The organism is Streptomyces sp. NPDC059851 (assembly GCF_042732005.1).
GTDB lineage: Bacteria > Actinomycetota > Actinomycetes > Streptomycetales > Streptomycetaceae > Streptomyces.
The window spans coordinates 17,661-32,400 of record NZ_JBHWJJ010000068.1; the positions used below are offsets into that span (position 1 = coordinate 17,661).

General features: G+C 75.3%; 9 protein-coding genes. 2 read left to right on the forward strand and 7 right to left on the reverse strand.

Going from position 1 to position 14,740, the window contains the following annotated elements:
* Positions 1–44 precede the first annotated feature (44 nt).
* Positions 45–3,506 (reverse strand): ATP-dependent helicase, encoded by a 3,462-nt coding sequence (locus ACFV7Q_RS22500; RefSeq protein WP_385430945.1) that lies wholly within the window; start codon positions 3,504–3,506, stop codon positions 45–47.
* Between the two features lie 249 nt (positions 3,507–3,755).
* Positions 3,756–4,112, reverse strand: coding sequence for an MGMT family protein (locus ACFV7Q_RS22505; protein WP_385430917.1), 357 nt, complete (start codon positions 4,110–4,112; stop codon positions 3,756–3,758).
* A 110-nt stretch (positions 4,113–4,222) separates the two neighbouring features.
* On the opposite strand from ACFV7Q_RS22505, the gene ACFV7Q_RS22510 reads away from it, so the two are divergent.
* Both ACFV7Q_RS22510 and ACFV7Q_RS22515 read left to right on the forward strand, forming a co-directional pair.
* Positions 4,223–7,099, forward strand: a complete 2,877-nt coding sequence (locus ACFV7Q_RS22510) for a flippase-like domain-containing protein (RefSeq protein WP_385430919.1) — start codon at positions 4,223–4,225, stop codon at positions 7,097–7,099.
* A gap of 80 nt (positions 7,100–7,179) precedes the next feature.
* Complete coding sequence (locus ACFV7Q_RS22515) at positions 7,180–8,772, forward strand: alpha/beta hydrolase (protein ID WP_385430921.1); 1,593 nt, start codon at positions 7,180–7,182, stop codon at positions 8,770–8,772.
* A gap of 108 nt (positions 8,773–8,880) precedes the next feature.
* On the opposite strand, the gene moeZ is transcribed toward ACFV7Q_RS22515, so the two are convergent.
* From moeZ to pelF, 5 genes are all read right to left on the reverse strand, one after another.
* Positions 8,881–10,059: an adenylyltransferase/sulfurtransferase MoeZ gene (gene moeZ / locus ACFV7Q_RS22520; protein ID WP_385430923.1), complete on the reverse strand. Its 1,179-nt coding sequence runs from the start codon at positions 10,057–10,059 to the stop codon at positions 8,881–8,883.
* Between the two features lie 62 nt (positions 10,060–10,121).
* Positions 10,122–10,871 (reverse strand): spherulation-specific family 4 protein, encoded by a 750-nt coding sequence (locus tag ACFV7Q_RS22525; protein WP_385430925.1) that lies wholly within the window; start codon positions 10,869–10,871, stop codon positions 10,122–10,124.
* Positions 10,859–11,929: an NAD-dependent epimerase/dehydratase family protein gene (locus tag ACFV7Q_RS22530; protein WP_385430926.1), complete on the reverse strand. Its 1,071-nt coding sequence runs from the start codon at positions 11,927–11,929 to the stop codon at positions 10,859–10,861. Before ACFV7Q_RS22530 ends, ACFV7Q_RS22525 begins: the two co-directional genes overlap by 13 nt.
* Before the next feature lie 168 nt (positions 11,930–12,097).
* The gene (locus tag ACFV7Q_RS22535) at positions 12,098–13,003 is read right to left on the reverse strand and encodes a hypothetical protein (RefSeq protein ID WP_385430928.1); all 906 of its coding nucleotides are present in this window, start codon (positions 13,001–13,003) and stop codon (positions 12,098–12,100) included.
* Positions 13,000–14,616, reverse strand: coding sequence for a GT4 family glycosyltransferase PelF (gene pelF, locus ACFV7Q_RS22540; RefSeq protein WP_385430930.1), 1,617 nt, complete (start codon positions 14,614–14,616; stop codon positions 13,000–13,002). The genes ACFV7Q_RS22535 and pelF overlap by 4 nt, the downstream gene beginning before the upstream one ends.
* Between the last annotated feature and the right edge of the window lie 124 nt (positions 14,617–14,740).

Below are 14,740 nucleotides of genomic sequence, written 5' to 3' on the forward strand. Positions count from 1 at the left end.
ATCCCCCGCGATCCGTCTCACACCCCGGGCGGCTGCGACACGGGTCACTCCACGGTCTGGCGGCCCTCCGGGCGGGCGCTGCACGAGCTGCGGAAGGAGCAGTGGTCGCACTGGCGGCCGGGGGCGGGGACGAACCTCTCGTCGAGGACGCGGCCGGCGGCGGTCGCCAGCAGGTCGCCGACCCACTCGCCGGAGGAACCCGGCGACAGCGGCTCCTGCCCCTGGACCTTGGGCACGGTCGCGCCGCCGTCGCGCACGGCGGCACCCTGGCGCAGGTGGACCAGTTCGGCGCCGCCCGGCGCGGGCCGCGCGCCGTCGAACGCCCCGTCGACCGCGCCCTCGCGGACGGCGAGCTGGTACACGGCGAGCTGCGGGTGCCGGGCGACCTCGTCCCTGGTCGGCGCGGACTTGCCGGTCTTGAAGTCGACGACGTACGCACGCCCCTGCGGGTCCGCCTCGACCCGGTCCATGCTGCCCCGGATCCGGACGGCGTACTCGCCCGCTTCGAGCGTGACGTCGAAGTCGTGCTCCGTGGCGACCGCCGCCCTGCCGCCTCGGTCGGTGGTGTGCCAGCGCAGGAAGCGCTCCAGGGCCGCCCGGGCGTTGTCCTTCTCCTGCCGGGACTTCCAGGGGGCGTCGAAGGCGAGGGCGTCCCAGACCGAGTCCAGGCGTTCCATCAGGACGGCGAGGTCGGCGGGGGTGCGGCCGGAGGCGACCTCGTCGGCGAGGACGTGGACGACGTTGCCGAAGCCCTGGGCGGCGGTGGCCGGGGCGTCGGCCTTGACCTCGCGGCCGAGGAACCACTGGAGGGAGCAGGTGTTGGCGAGCTGGTCCAGGGCGCTGCCGGAGAGGGCGACGGGCCGGTTGCGGTCGCGGAGCGGGACGCTGCTGCGGGTGGGCTCGTACAGGCCCCACCAGCGCTGCGGGTGCGCGGCGGGGACCAGGGGCCGGTCGTCCTCGTCGGTGAGCGCGGCGAGGCGGGCGAGGCGGCGGGCGGCGGCGTCGCGGAGCGCGGGCGTGGCGTCGGGGTCGACGGTGGTGGCGCGCAGCTCGGCGACGAGCGCCGGGACGGCCAGCGGGCGGCGCGGGCGGCCGGCGACGTCCTTGGGGGTGACCCCGAGCTCGGTGAGGAAGCGGGAGGGCTGGTCGCCGTCCTCGGCCGGGGCCTTGACGGCGGTGACGACGAGCCGCTCGCGGGCGCGGGTGGCGGCGACGTAGAACAGGCGGCGTTCCTCGGCGAGGAGGGAGCCGGGGCTGAGGGGCTCGGCGAGCCCGTCGCGACCGATCCGGTCGGCTTCGAGGAGGGAGCCGCGGCGCCGGAGGTCGGGCCAGAGGCCCTCCTGCACGCCGGCGACGACGACGAGCCGCCACTCCAGGCCCTTGGAGCGGTGCGCGGTCATGAGCCGGACGGCCTCGCGGCGGGTGGCGCGGCGGGTCAGGGTGTCGGCGGCGATGTCCTCGGCTTCGAGCTGTTCGAGGAAGTTCAGGGCGCCGCGGCCGCCGGTGCGCTCCTCGGCGCGGGCGGCGGTGTCGAAGAGGGCGCACACGGCGTCGAGGTCCCGGTCGGCGTTGCGGCCGGCCGGACCGCCGCGGCGGGCATTGCGCTCCAGCCGCTGGGGCCAGGGGGTGCCGTCCCAGAGGGTCCACAGGGCCTCTTCGGCGGTGCCGCCGCCCTGGAGCAGCTCGCGGGTCTTGCGCAGCAGCAGGCCGAGGCGCTGCGCACCCCGGGCGTACGCCGGGTCGTGCGCGACGAGGCGCTCCGGTTCGGCGAGGGCGCGGGCGAGCAGCACGTCCGAGGGAGCGGGCACCGTGACGCCGGCGGCCCGCTCCTCGTCCCGCAGGGCGCGCCCGAGCCGCCGCAGGTCGGCGGCGTCCATCCCGCCGAGCGGCGAGGTGAGCAGCGTGAGCGCCGCGTCGACCCCCACCCACCCGGCGTCGGCCCCTGCCTCGACGGCCCCGGCGGCCCCGACCGCAACCGTCCCAGCCGTCCCGGCGGCCCCGACCACAACGGCCTGCTCGGCCTGCTCGGCCTGCTCGGCCTGTTCCACCGGCCCCGCGTGCGCGGCTGCGTCTGCGGCCCCGGGCTCCTCGGCCGCTCCGGCGGCCCCTGGTGCACCGACCGCTCCGCGGGGCCCGGGCACGGTGGGGCGGACGGCGTGGGAGGGGGCGGCCAGGGCGGCGGCGCGGAGGGCGGTCAGGAGCGGTGACACCGCCGGCTCGTGGCGGAGCGGGATGTCCGCGCCGTCGGTCTCGGCCGGGACCCCGGCCGCGATCAGGGCCCGCCGCATCGCGGGCAGGGTGCGGCCGCCGGCCCGGACGAGGACGGCCATGTCCTGCCAGGGCACGCCGTCCTCCAGGTGGGCGCGGCGCAGGACGTCGGCGATGTTGTCCAGCTCGGCGCCGGCCGTCGGGTACGTGTACACCTCGACCTGGCCGCCGTCCCGGGTCGGCGTGAGCCCGCGGTGCGCCCGGACCGCGTCGGCGGGCAGCCGGGGCACCGGCATGCGGGTGGTGAGCAGGCGGGTCGCGGCCAGCAGGTTCGCGGCCGAGCGGCGGCCCACGGTCAGGGCGCGGACGGCGGCGCCGGGGAAGGCGCCCTGGAAGTCGAGGGTGTTGTTGATGTCGGCGCCGCGGAAGGCGTAGATCGACTGGTCCGGGTCGCCGAACGCGACCAGGGTGCCGCCCGGCCCGGCGAGGGCCTGGAGCAGGCGCAGCTGGGAGGCGTCCGTGTCCTGGAACTCGTCCACGTAGATCACGTCGTACGCGGCGGACAGCGCGGGCGTCCGCTCGGCGAGCAGGACGGCGCGGTGCAGGAGCTCCGCGTAGTCCAGCGTGCCCTGCATGTCGAGGACGTCCAGGTACTCGGAGAGGAAGGCGGCCGCGGCCTTCCAGTCGGGGCGGCCCTGTCGGGAGGCGAACGCGTCCAGCGCGCCCGGGCCGAGGCCCAGCTCGCGGGCGCGGGCGAGGACGGCGCGGACCTCGTCGGCGAAGCCGCGCGTGGTGAGCGCGGCCCGCAGGTCGTCGGGCCAGCGGATGGACCGGATCTCGCGTTGGCCCTCCAGCAGGGTGCGGACCATGACGTCCTGCTCTGGCCCGGACAGGAGCCGAAGCGGGTCGGCGAAGAGGTCGGTGTCCTGGTGGGCGCGGACCAGCCCGTAGCAGAAGGAGTGGAAGGTGGTCGCCTGCGGGGCGCGGGCGCCGCCGAGCCGCAGGGCGGTCCGGTCGCGCAGTTCCACGGCCGCCTTGCGGCTGAAGGTCAGGATCAGGATGCGGGCGGGGTCCGCCCCGGCCTCGACGCGGGCGGCGGCCGCCTCCACGAGGGTGGTCGTCTTCCCGGTGCCGGGTCCGGCGAGGACCAGCAGCGGTCCGGTGGTGTGATCAACCACCGCCTGCTGTGCTGCGTCCAGCACAGGGGGCTCCGCCCGCCGCGGCCCGCTGCGTACGAGGCGGTACGCGTCCGGGGTCCGCTTGCGCCGCCGTTCGGGGCGGTCGGAGAAAGAGGTGATCACGTGGGGTGCCGGTCCTGGTGGGTCTGCTGCGGTTGCTGCCACGGCGCATGCCGAAGAGGCAACGCTACGGCAAGCGGGACGTCCCGCGCAGTTCGCCGAGGTCCGGCGCGGGCAGCCGTCCCGGGTGCCGGACCGACCCCCGTCCCGGACGGCGGGAGCCGTCTCCGGCGGGCGGTCACGGGTCCCCCGTACGGTCCTCGGCCCGGGCGCCCCACTCCCCTCGGGGGCACTCCGTGGTCGAAGCTGTCACATGTGACCCTCGTCCCCTTCCTCGCTCGCGCCGCTCCCGTCCCAACGGGCCCGCCGCATGTCGAGCCGCGCCTCGCCGGCGGCCGTCAGCCGCAGCGGGGTGGACTCGGCGCGGTAGTGCTCCAGGGCCCGGTGCTCGCTGCCGGGCAGGGGGCGGCCGTCCGCCCGTACGACGCGCCACCAGGGCACGGCGCCCCCGTACAGGGCCATCACCCGGCCGACTTGGCGCGGCCCTCCCTCGCCGAGCCACTCGGCGACGTCCCCGTAGGTCATCACCCGGCCGGGCGGAATCCGTTCGGCCGTGTCCAGCACGCGCTCCGCGTACGCGGGCAGTTCCTCGCTCATCGCGCCCATGGTGCCGCACGTCGCGGAGGCTCCTGCGGAGTGTTTCCTTCCGTACCGGCGCGCACCCTGATGCCTGCCGCGCCTGCCGGTCCGTGCCACCATCTTCCGGGCGGTGACTGGTGATACGTGATCAAGAAGAGACGGATGTGACGACGAAGGAGCAGGGTGTGAGCCCTCCGGACGGCGCGACCGAGGACGACGGATCGCGCCCAGAGCCGCGCCCGCATCCGGAGCCGGGCCCCGAGCCGGGCCAGCGCCCCGGCGAGCCCTCCGCGCGCTCCGGAGCCTCAGGGCCCACTGGACCCACCGGACCCACGGCCCCCGTCGAACCCGTCCAACCCGCCGGACCCGCCGGACCCGCCGGCACCGCCGGCACCGCGGGACGCGCGGACGCCGCCGAGCAGGGCGAGGTCGCCGAGGTCGTCGAGGTCGACGAGCCGCTGCTCGCCGCCCGCGTCCACCGGCCCTCCGACCTGGTCCGCCTCCTCGTCGGCGTCCTCGGCATCGCCGTGGTCCTCGCCATCGCCGCCTTCGCCCACGGCACCACCGCCGGCCTGGAGGCCGACATCAGCCAGGGCACCGGCGCCGCCCCCGACCTGCTGATCCAGGTCGCCGGCCTGGTGTCGAGCATCGCCGTCCTGCTCGTGCCCGTCGCCTTCGCCATCGAACGGCTGATCAAACGCGACGGGCTGCGCATCGCCGACGGCGTGCTCGCCGCCGTCCTCGCCCACGGGGTGACCCTGGCCACCGACCTGTGGGTCTCCGAGGGCGCCCCCGACTCCATCCAGGACGCCCTGACCCGGGCCACCGGAGCCGGCGGTGCCCTCACCGACCCGGTGCACGGCTACCTCGCGCCCGTGATCGCGTACATGACCGCGGTCGGGATGACGCGCCGGCCCCGCTGGCGGGTCGCCCTGTGGGTGGTACTGCTCCTCGACGCGTTCGCGATGCTGGTGAGCGGCTACACCACCCCGTTCTCGATCATCCTGACGGTACTGATCGGCTGGAGCGTGGCGTACGGGACCCTGTACGCCGTCGGCTCGCCGAACGTCCGCCCGACCGGGCAGCACCTCCTCGCCGGCCTGCGCCACGTCGGCTTCCAGCCGGTCAGCGCCGCACGCGCGGAGATCGCCGACGGCGCCGACGCCTCCGAGGTCAGCGACCGCGGACGCCGCTACCACGTGACCCTGGAGGACGGCCCGCCCCTCGACGTCACCGTCGTCGACCGCGAGCAGCAGGCCCACGGGTTCTTCTACCGGGTGTGGCGCCGGATGACCCTGCGCGGCATCACCACCCGGCGCAGCCTGCAGTCGCTGCGCCAGTCGTTGGAGCAGGAGGCGCTGCTCGCGTACGCGGCCATCGCCGCCGGGGCCAACGCGCCGAAGCTGATCGCCACCTCCGAGCTCGGGCCGGACGCCGTCATGCTCGTGTACGAGCACCTGGACGGGCGGCCCCTGGACTCCCTCCCCGACGCGGAGATCACCGACCGCCTCGCCCACAACGCGTGGGAGCAGGTGCGGGCCCTGCAGTCGCGGCGGATCGCACACCGCCGGCTCACGGGTGACGCCCTGCTGGTGGATCGTTCCGGCAAGGTGGTCCTCACCGACCTGCGCGGCGGCGAGATCGCGGCCGGCGAGTTGGTCCTGCGGATGGACATCGCTCAGCTGCTCACCACGCTCGGCCTACGGGTCGGCGCGGAGCGGGCGGTGGCCTCGGCGGTGGCGGTGCTCGGCCCGGACGCGGTGGCGGACTGCCTGCCGCTGCTCCAACCGATCGCGCTGAGCCGGTCCACCCGGGCGACCCTGCGCAAGCTGGCCCGGGAACGCGCCGACCGGCAGCGGGAGGCCGTACTGGAGTCCTCGCGGGCGGCGAAGGCCGCGCGGGAAGCGGCCGCCGGGGCGAAGTCCGGGGCGGTCTCGGCCGCGGACCGCGCGGCCGACCGCAAGGCGGAGAAGCGGGCTCTGGACGACGCCCTGGAAGGGGCCCGCGAGGAGGACCTGCTGAGTCAGATCCGCCGGCAGGTGCTGCTGATCCGGCCGCAGGCCCTCGTGGAGCCGGCCCGGTTGGAGCGGATCCGGCCGCGCACGCTGGTGTCGTTCATCGCCGGCGCCTTCGGCGCGTACTTCCTGCTCACCCAGCTCGCCCACGTGGACTTCGCGACGATCGTCGGCGAGGCCGAATGGGGCTGGGTGGGGGCCGCGCTGGCCTTCTCGGCGCTTTCGTACGTCGCGGCGGCGATGAGCCTGCTGGGCTTCGTGCCGGAGCGGGTGCCGTTCCTGCGGACGGTGGTCGCGCAGGTGGCGGGGTCCTTCGTGAAACTGGTCGCGCCCGCGGCGGTGGGTGGCGTCGCGCTGAACGCGCGGTTCCTCCAGCGGGCGGGGGTCCGGCCGGGGCTGGCCGTGGCCAGTGTGGGCGCCTCGCAGCTGTTCGGGCTGGCGTGCCACATCCTGCTGCTGCTGGCCTTCGGCTACCTGACCGGAACCGAGAAGACGCCGGAGATGACGCCGTCCCGGACGGTCATCGCGGGTCTGCTGACGGTGGCGGTGCTGGTGCTCGTCGTCACGGCGGTGCCGCTGCTGCGGAAGTTCGTGGTGACCCGGGTGCGGGCCCTGTTCGCCGGTGTGGTGCCGCGCATGCTGGACGTGCTCCAGCGGCCCCAGAAACTGCTGACGGGCATCGGCGGGATGGTGCTGCTGACCGGCTGCTTCGTGATGTGCCTGGACGCGTCGATCCGCGCGTTCGGGGGCGGCGAGGCCCTCAGCTACGCCAGCATCGCGGTGGTCTTCCTGGCGGGCAACGCCCTGGGCTCGGCGGCGCCCACGCCGGGCGGCATCGGCGCGGTGGAGACCACGTTGACGCTGGGCCTGATCGCCGCCGGCCTGGACAAGGAGGTCGCCATCTCGGCGGTCCTGCTGTTCCGCCTGATGACGTTCTGGCTGCCGGTCCTGCCGGGGTGGCTGTCCTTCAACTACCTGACCCGCAAGGAAGCGATCTAACCGGCCCGATCGCGTCCCGGCTGCCGCCCGAACGGGTCCGTGCGCGGGCGGGGTGCGGGGCGCGGTCGCAGGATGGGGGTATGTCGAAGAACGTGCTGCGCCTCGCCGGTGCCGTTGCCCTCGCCGGGGCACTGGCGGCGGTCAGTGCGTGTTCCGGCGGGGAGGAGCGGACGACTCCCCGGGCCGGCGGTACCGAGGGGGCCGCACCGCTCCGGTGGAGCGAGTGCCCCGCGCCCGATGCCGCGCAGGGTGGCGGGGAGGCACCGCCCAAGGGCTGGGAGTGCGCCACGCTGCACGTGCCCCTCGACTACGCGGAACCGGAGGGCGAGACCATCCCGATCGCGCTGATCCGGGCCAGGGCCCGCAACGAGGGCGGGCGGATCGGGTCGCTCGTGTTCAACTTCGGCGGGCCCGGAGGGTCCGGGATCAGCACGCTGCCCGGCGCCGCGAAGGACTACGGGGCCCTGCGGGAGCGGTACGACCTGGTGAGCTTCGACCCCCGCGGGGTCGGGCGGAGCGCGCCGGTGCTGTGCGGGACCGACCGGCAGCTCGACACGTACTACGCGCAGGACTCCACCCCCGAGTCGCCCCAGGAGGAAAAGGCCCTGACGGACGCGGCCCGGCGGTACCAGGCGGCCTGCAAGGCGCGCTCCGGGAAGGTGCTGCCGCACGTCGGCACCGAGAACGCCGCCCGTGACCTCGACCGGATCCGCCAGGCCCTCGGCGACGAGAAGCTGAACTACTTCGGGATCTCGTACGGAACCGAGCTCGGCGGGGTCTACGCACACCTCTTCCCGAAGAACGTCGGGCGGGCCGTCTTCGACGCCGTCGTGGACCCGACCAAGACCTCCGAGGAGGGCGCGCTCGGCCAGGCCAAGGGCTTCCAGCTGGCCCTCGGCAACTTCGCACAGGACTGCGTGGACCGCGGCGCGGAGTGCCGGCTCCAGGGCAGTACGGCCAAGGAGATCGAGGACGACATCGTCAGGCTGCAGAAGAGCCTCGCCGACAAGCCCATCCCCGGCATCGGGGGCCGGATGCTCACGGACTCCGCCGCGACCAACGGGATCGCGCAGGCCCTGTACTCGCAGGAGCTGTGGCCGCTGCTGGAGCAGGGGATCGACGAGGCCGAGGGCGGGCAGGGACAGCTGCTGATGGCGCTGTCCGACGCGCTCAACGGGCGGGACCGCAACGGCCGCTACAGCAACATCGGCGCCGCCAACACGGCGATCAACTGCGCCGACTTCAAGGGCCGGTACGACCTCGCGGAGACCAAGGCCAGGTTGCCGGAGTTCCGGGCGGCTTCCCCCGTCTTCGGGGACTTCCTCGGCTGGGCCATGATGAGCTGCACCGGCTGGCCGGTGGAGGGCGCGTGGGAGACCCCGGACGTCTCGGCGCCCGGCGCGGCCCCCATCGTGGTGATCGGCAACACCGGCGACCCGGCGACCCCGTACGAGGGGGCCCGCAAGATGGTCGAACGGCTCGGTCCCGGCGTCGGCGTGGAGCTCACGTACAAGGGGCAGGGGCACGGGGCGTACAACAGCGGCGACCCCTGCGTGCAGCAGGCGGTGAACTCCTACCTGCTGGACGGGAAGGTGCCGCCCGCCGGCACCGTGTGCACCGCCGCTCCCGCCGCCTCCCCCTCGCCCACCGGCCCCGTCGCCCCCATCGGCTGAGCGGACGGCGGCGGTGGGCGGGCGGGGCCGCAGAGGGCGGCGGCTACGGCGAAGGGCCCCGCTGCGCTCGCGCGCGGCAGGGCCCTCCCCCGTGGTGCGGAGCGGCTGCTAGTAGACCGGCTTCTGCGGCTCGACCTGGTGGACCCAGCCGATGACGCCGCCGCCGACGTGGACCGCGTCCGCGAAGCCGGCGGACTTCAGGACCGCCAGGACTTCCGCACTGCGGACACCCGTCTTACAGTGCAAGACGATCCGCTTGTCCTGCGGGAGGTCCTGGAGGGCGGTGCCCATCAGGAACTCGCCCTTGGGGATCAGCCGCGCGCCCGGGATGGAGACGATCTCGTACTCGTTCTTCTCGCGGACGTCGATGATGTCGATGTCCTCGCCCTCGTCGATCCACTCCTTGAGCTGCTTCGGAGTGATCGTCGAGCCGGCCGCCGCCTCCTGGGCCTCCTCCGACACGACGCCGCAGAAGGCTTCGTAGTCGATGAGCTCCTTGACGGTCGCGTTCGGGCCGCAGACCGCGCAGTCGGGGTCCTTGCGGACCTTGACCTGGCGGTACTGCATCTCCAGGGCGTCGTAGATCATCAGGCGGCCGACCAGCGGCTCGCCGACGCCCGTGAGGACCTTGATGGCCTCGGTGACCTGGATGGAGCCGATGGACGCGCAGAGCACGCCCAGGACGCCGCCCTCGGCGCAGCTCGGGACCATGCCCGGCGGCGGGGGCTCCGGGTAGAGGCAGCGGTAGCAGGGGCCGTGCTCGGACCAGAAGACGGAGGCCTGGCCGTCGAAGCGGTAGATCGAGCCCCAGACGTAGGGCTTGCCCAGCAGCACGCACGCGTCGTTGACGAGGTAGCGCGTGGCGAAGTTGTCCGTGCCGTCGACGATCAGGTCGTACTGGGCGAAGATGTCCATCACGTTGTCGGCTTCGAGCCGCTCCTCGTGGAGGACCACGTTCACGTACGGGTTGATGCCCAGCACCGTGTCGCGCGCGGACTCGGCCTTGGAGCGGCCGATGTCCGACTGGCTGTGGATGATCTGGCGCTGCAGGTTCGACTCGTCGACCTCGTCGAACTCGACGATGCCCAGGGTGCCGACGCCGGCCGCGGCGAGGTACATCAGGGCGGGCGAGCCCAGGCCGCCCGCTCCGACGGCGAGCACCTTCGCGTTCTTCAGGCGCTTCTGACCGTCCATCCCGACGTCCGGGATGATCAGGTGGCGGGAGTACCGACGGACCTCGTCAACGGTGAGCTCAGCAGCTGGCTCGACCAGGGGTGGCAGCGACACGGGGACTCCGTAGATGGGTAAGTCGAACGGTGGTTCTTTCCGTAACACTGCCACGCCCTTCTTCATTCCGAGACACCCGGTCCGATGCGTGAGACGATTTCGTCCCAGTACGCGGGCATCGAAGCCCAGGGGTCCCGGTCGCGGCTCCCGCGCCGGTCGGTGAACCAGATGGTCCCGGCTCCCTGCCAGCGGGCGATCCGCAGGGCCTCTTCGAGGTGCGTGCGCGGGACCCCGTGGACGAGGTGGCAGAACCGCTCCGGCGGGTGATCGGCGGTCCACTCCGCCACCTGCGACCAGCGGTAGTCGGTCCACGCCCCGGAGAACGTGACGAGCTGGTCGGCGGCCTCCGCGTAGCCCTCGTAGGGGTGGGTGCCGTGCCCCAGTACGATCCGCAGGCCCTCGCCGAGGCCGCGCAGGGCGTCGGTGACCCGGCGCACCGCGGCCAGTCCGCCCGGGTCGGCCGGCGCCCGGTCCAGGTAGAAGCCGCCGACCCGGTACCAGTCGGCGAAGCGGTGGGCGTCGGAGACGAGTTCCCCGAACGACCGCGCACCGTCCCGCACCGCGAGGTGCCCGAGTACGGTGCCACCGGCCTCGCGGAGCCGGCCGACGGCCTCCGTGCAGTGCGGGTCGGGCCGGGTGCCGGGCCCGTCCGCGATGTTGAGCACGGCCCAGTGCAGCGGGGTGCCGGGGCGGGTCAGCTCGGCCCATTCGACGGGGGCGAGCAGCGGGTGCGCGTAGCCGGGGATGCCGAGGCCGAGGCGGCCGGCCCCGGTGGCGGCGGGTGCCGCGGCCTGTGTGGTCAGATGCGGCACGCCGCCTCCATCCAAATGTCCGCGAGGGACTCCTCCAGGTTGATGCGGGGCCGCCAGCCCAGGCGGTCCCGGGCGGTGCGCACGTCGGCCTGCTGCCAGGCGCCGCAGCCGTCCGGGTAGGGGTACGGGGCCGGCGGCGGGGCCGCGGCGGCCAACTGCTCGGCGGTGGCCTCGGAGCGCGGGGCGCCGATGGCGGCGAGCGCGCCGGCCCGGGGGCCGGGGTGCCCGTGGGAGCCGTGGGATCCGTGGAGCCCGTGGGCTTGCGGGTGCGACTGGTGGGGCCCGGCGTGGGGTCCGCCGTGGGGGACGTCGAGCTCGTGCAGGGCTCCGCCGTATCCGGCGACCCGGGCCAGGACGGCGGCCGCGTCCCGCAGTCGGACCGCCCGGCCGGTGCCGATGTTGACGACGCCCTGGGCGGCGGAGAGCGAGGCGGCGTGCACGGCCCGCGCCACGTCCCGTACGTCTACGAAGTCGCGCTGGACGCCGAGCCCGCTGAGCTTGAGCTCGCCGTCGCCGGACTGCATGGCGCGCCGCATGGCCTCGGCGAGCCTGCCCAGCGGGGAGCCGGCGGGCGTGCCGGGCCCGACGGGCGAGAAGACCCGCAGGACGACGGCGTCGAGCCCGGAGCCGAGCACCAGCTCGGTGGCGGCGAGTTTGCTGACGCCGTACGGCCCGCCGGGTCTGGGCACGGCGTCCTCGGCCGTGGACGATCCGGGCTGGCTGGGCCCGTACTCGGAGGCGCAGCCGAGCTGGACGAGGCGGGCGCCGCAGCCGCTGCGGCGCAGCGACTCGCAGATGGTGGCGACGGCGACGGTGTTGTGCCGGGTGAGCTCGCGGGCTCCGCCGCGGGTGGCGCCGGCGCAGTTGATGACGACTCCGGGGTGGACGGCGTCGAGGAACCGGGTGAGGGCGCCTGGGCTGCCGGTGGCCAGGTCGAAGCGGACGTCGGCGTCGTCGCCCCGGCCGAGCGCGGTGAGCTGGACGGCGGGGTCGGCGAGCAGCCGGTCGGCGACGTAGCGGCCGAGGTATCCGTTGGCTCCGATCAGCAGCACCCTCATCGCGCGGTCCCTCGGTCGGTGGGCTGGCCGGTCATGCTGTGTCTCCTTGGTCGATGGGCTGGGGGAAGGTCGTCGGGTGGGGGAAGGGGCGGGGCCCGGCGCTCCGGCGTCGGCCGCGGGAGCGGCGGGCCGGGCGGCGGGCGTCGGGAGCGGGGGGTGGCACGCCGCTCAGGTCCGGGGGTGCGCGGAGGCGCGGGCCAGCACGGGGACGGCGAAGAGGAGGAGGCCTGCTGCGGCGGCGGGCACCGCGGCCGCAGCAGGGACGAGGGCGAGGGCGAGGGCTGCGGTGACGGGCCCGAGGGGGGCGCCGTGGCCGAGCAGCAGCCGGGTGAGGAAGAGGAGCAGGGCGAGTGGGAGGGCGAGCGGGACGGCGGCTCCGGCGAGGAGGGCCGCGCCGGCGGCGGCCGTGGTGAAGCCCGCGGCGGTGCCGATCAGCAGCGGCCGGGCCCCGTCGGCGAAGTCGTCCAGGGCGCGGCTGGCGGCGAGGCGGCGCCGGGCCAGGGCGGCGTACCCGGCGGCGGCGAGGTGGCCGGGGACCGCGGCGAGGGCGAGGGCGGTACCGAGGTGGCTTCCGTGGCGGTGGACGGCCCAGCCGGCGACGGCCGCGCCGAGCAGCAGGACGGCCCGGGCGGCCCAGGAGGTGCGGCCGGCGGGCGACCGCCCGTGGGGTCCGGGCAGGACGACGGCGGAGGCTGCGGCGAGGGCGGCGACGGCGCCCGCGTACGGCGCGGCGGCGGCCGCCGCCGCGCAGGCGAGCGCCCCGGGCAGCAGGGCGAGCCCGAAGCGGCGCAAGGCGCGGGCGTCGGCCGGGCCGGCGGCGGCGGGCGCGGGCGGCTCCTCCTCGCGCGGGGTGCGGGCGTACAGCTCCTCGGCGAGGGAGAAGACGTCGCGGTGCCGGAACCGGGCGGCGGTGCGGTCGGTGATCCCCTGCGCTTCCAGGCCGGCGGCGATCTCCAGGGGGTCCACGGCCCGCTCGCACAGGGCCCGGTGCCGGTGGAGCAGGATCTTGACGGGGTCGCCGGCGGCCCGGCGGCGGGGGGCCGCGGCTAGGGGGGCGGCTTCGTCGAGGGTCATACCGCGGCCTCCGGGTTCGGGGCCCACGAGGGGCTCGTCCAGTGGCCCGGGACCCGGGCCTCGGGGGGCTGTTCGAAGGGGACGGTGGGGGCGGCCCGGCCGGGGCCGCGGGCCAGCAGCCACAGGTAGGCCTCGCGGAAGGCGGCGACGTTCTGCTCGGTGGTGAACAGTTCGAGGGCCCGGGCGCGGGCTGCCGCGCCGAGGCGCCGGGCCCGTTCGGGGTCGTTCAGCAGGGACAGGCAGGCGTCGGCGAGTGCCCGGGGATTGCGCGGCGGAACCACGAGGCCGGTGCCGCCGATGACTTCGCAGACGGCGCCGACGTCCGTGGACACGGTGGCCCGGCCGCAGAACATCGCCTCGGCCAGGGTGATCGGGAATCCCTCGATCACCGAGGACAGCACGGCGACCCGCCCGCATCCGTAGGCGTCGGCCGGGGTGGGGGCCTCGGGGCCGCCGATCTCCTCGAAGGTGACCGGGTTCTCCCCCGCCGTGACCGCGTCGGCGGCCTCGTCGGGGAAGAGCTGTGCGGCGAGGGAGCGGCAGTCGGCGAGGTAACCGGGGACCGCGGCCGTGGCGAAGATCCGCAGCCGGGTGTCCGGGGCGGTCCTGCGGACCTCGGCGAAGGCGTGCAGCAGGGCGACGAGGTCCTTGGCGGGCTCGACCCGGCCCACCCAGACCAGCGTGTCCGGGTCCCCGCGGTCCGGGTCCTCCCCGACCGTGGCGAATCGGTCCGCCTCCATCCCCGGGTACACCGTCCGCATCCGGTCCCGGGTGGCCCCGCACCGCTCCTGCCAGCGCCGGGCGTGCGCGTTGCCGGCGACGAGCAGGTCCGCCCGGGCGTAGATCTCGCAGGCGAGCCGTACGTGGAAGGCCGCGAGCAGGGCCCGCACGGCGAGCCGCGGACCGCCCGCCGGGTCGCCCGCCCCGCCCCGGGCGGGGGCGGGGTCCGCGGAGCGCTCCAGGTAGTGCGCCCGCAGCCGGACCCCGTATTCGGTGACGAGCAGCGGCACCCCGAAGAAGCGTTTGGCCAACAGTCCGGGCAGGGCGGCCACACCACCGGCGGCGGCGTGGCAGACGTCCACCTCGCGCAGGTCCTCGTACCAGTCGAGGGACAGCGGCCGCAGCAGCTGCTCCAGGGCGTCCACGAACTCCAGCAGGTCCGCGACCTGCGCGCACCGTACGGAGCGGCGCGCGCCGGGGGCCCGACAGGCGGCCTCCACGGCGCGCACCGCCGTCTCGGAACGCAGGGCGGCGTACAGGCCGCCCTGCTCGCGGGCGAGTTCGGCGAGTCCGTAGAGGCCGGCCGCGAAGGGCCCGGCCTCGCCGGCGCAGATCCCCCGGACGAGGTCCTTGAAGCAGTCGGCGAAGCGCCTGCGTTCACGCCGGGGGTAGCTCCGCCCGTCGTCCGCGGGCGCCCACAGCGGGGCGGTCCATACGCGGGTGACGTGCTCGGGGAGCACGACCCGGCCGCGCTCCTCCTGTTCGGCGCTCCGGCTCAGCGCGTAGAGCTCGAACTCGTGCTGCGGCAACCCGCGCACGAGGCGGTCGCACCACAGCCTCGCCTCTCCCGTCGCATACGGATAACCACCTTCGGTGAGCAGTCCGATCCGCACGAGTGGCACCCCCGATCTCCCGTTTCCGGCGGCCTCCGTCGGTCCGGTGGCCCGCCGCGGGGAAACTCAATCGGATGTGCCGGTCTGCGCCGCCACCACGTCCGGTAAGTCAAGCCGAACGAGG

Coding starts and splice junctions, on each gene's coding strand:
- ACFV7Q_RS22530 (WP_385430926.1), bottom strand. CDS start 11,929: ATGAGGGTGCTGCTGATCGGAGCCAACGGATACCTCGGCCGCTACGTC.
- ACFV7Q_RS22515 (WP_385430921.1), top strand. CDS start 7,180: ATGTCGAAGAACGTGCTGCGCCTCGCCGGTGCCGTTGCCCTCGCCGGG.
- ACFV7Q_RS22535 (WP_385430928.1), bottom strand. CDS start 13,003: ATGACCCTCGACGAAGCCGCCCCCCTAGCCGCGGCCCCCCGCCGCCGG.
- ACFV7Q_RS22505 (WP_385430917.1), bottom strand. CDS start 4,112: ATGGGCGCGATGAGCGAGGAACTGCCCGCGTACGCGGAGCGCGTGCTG.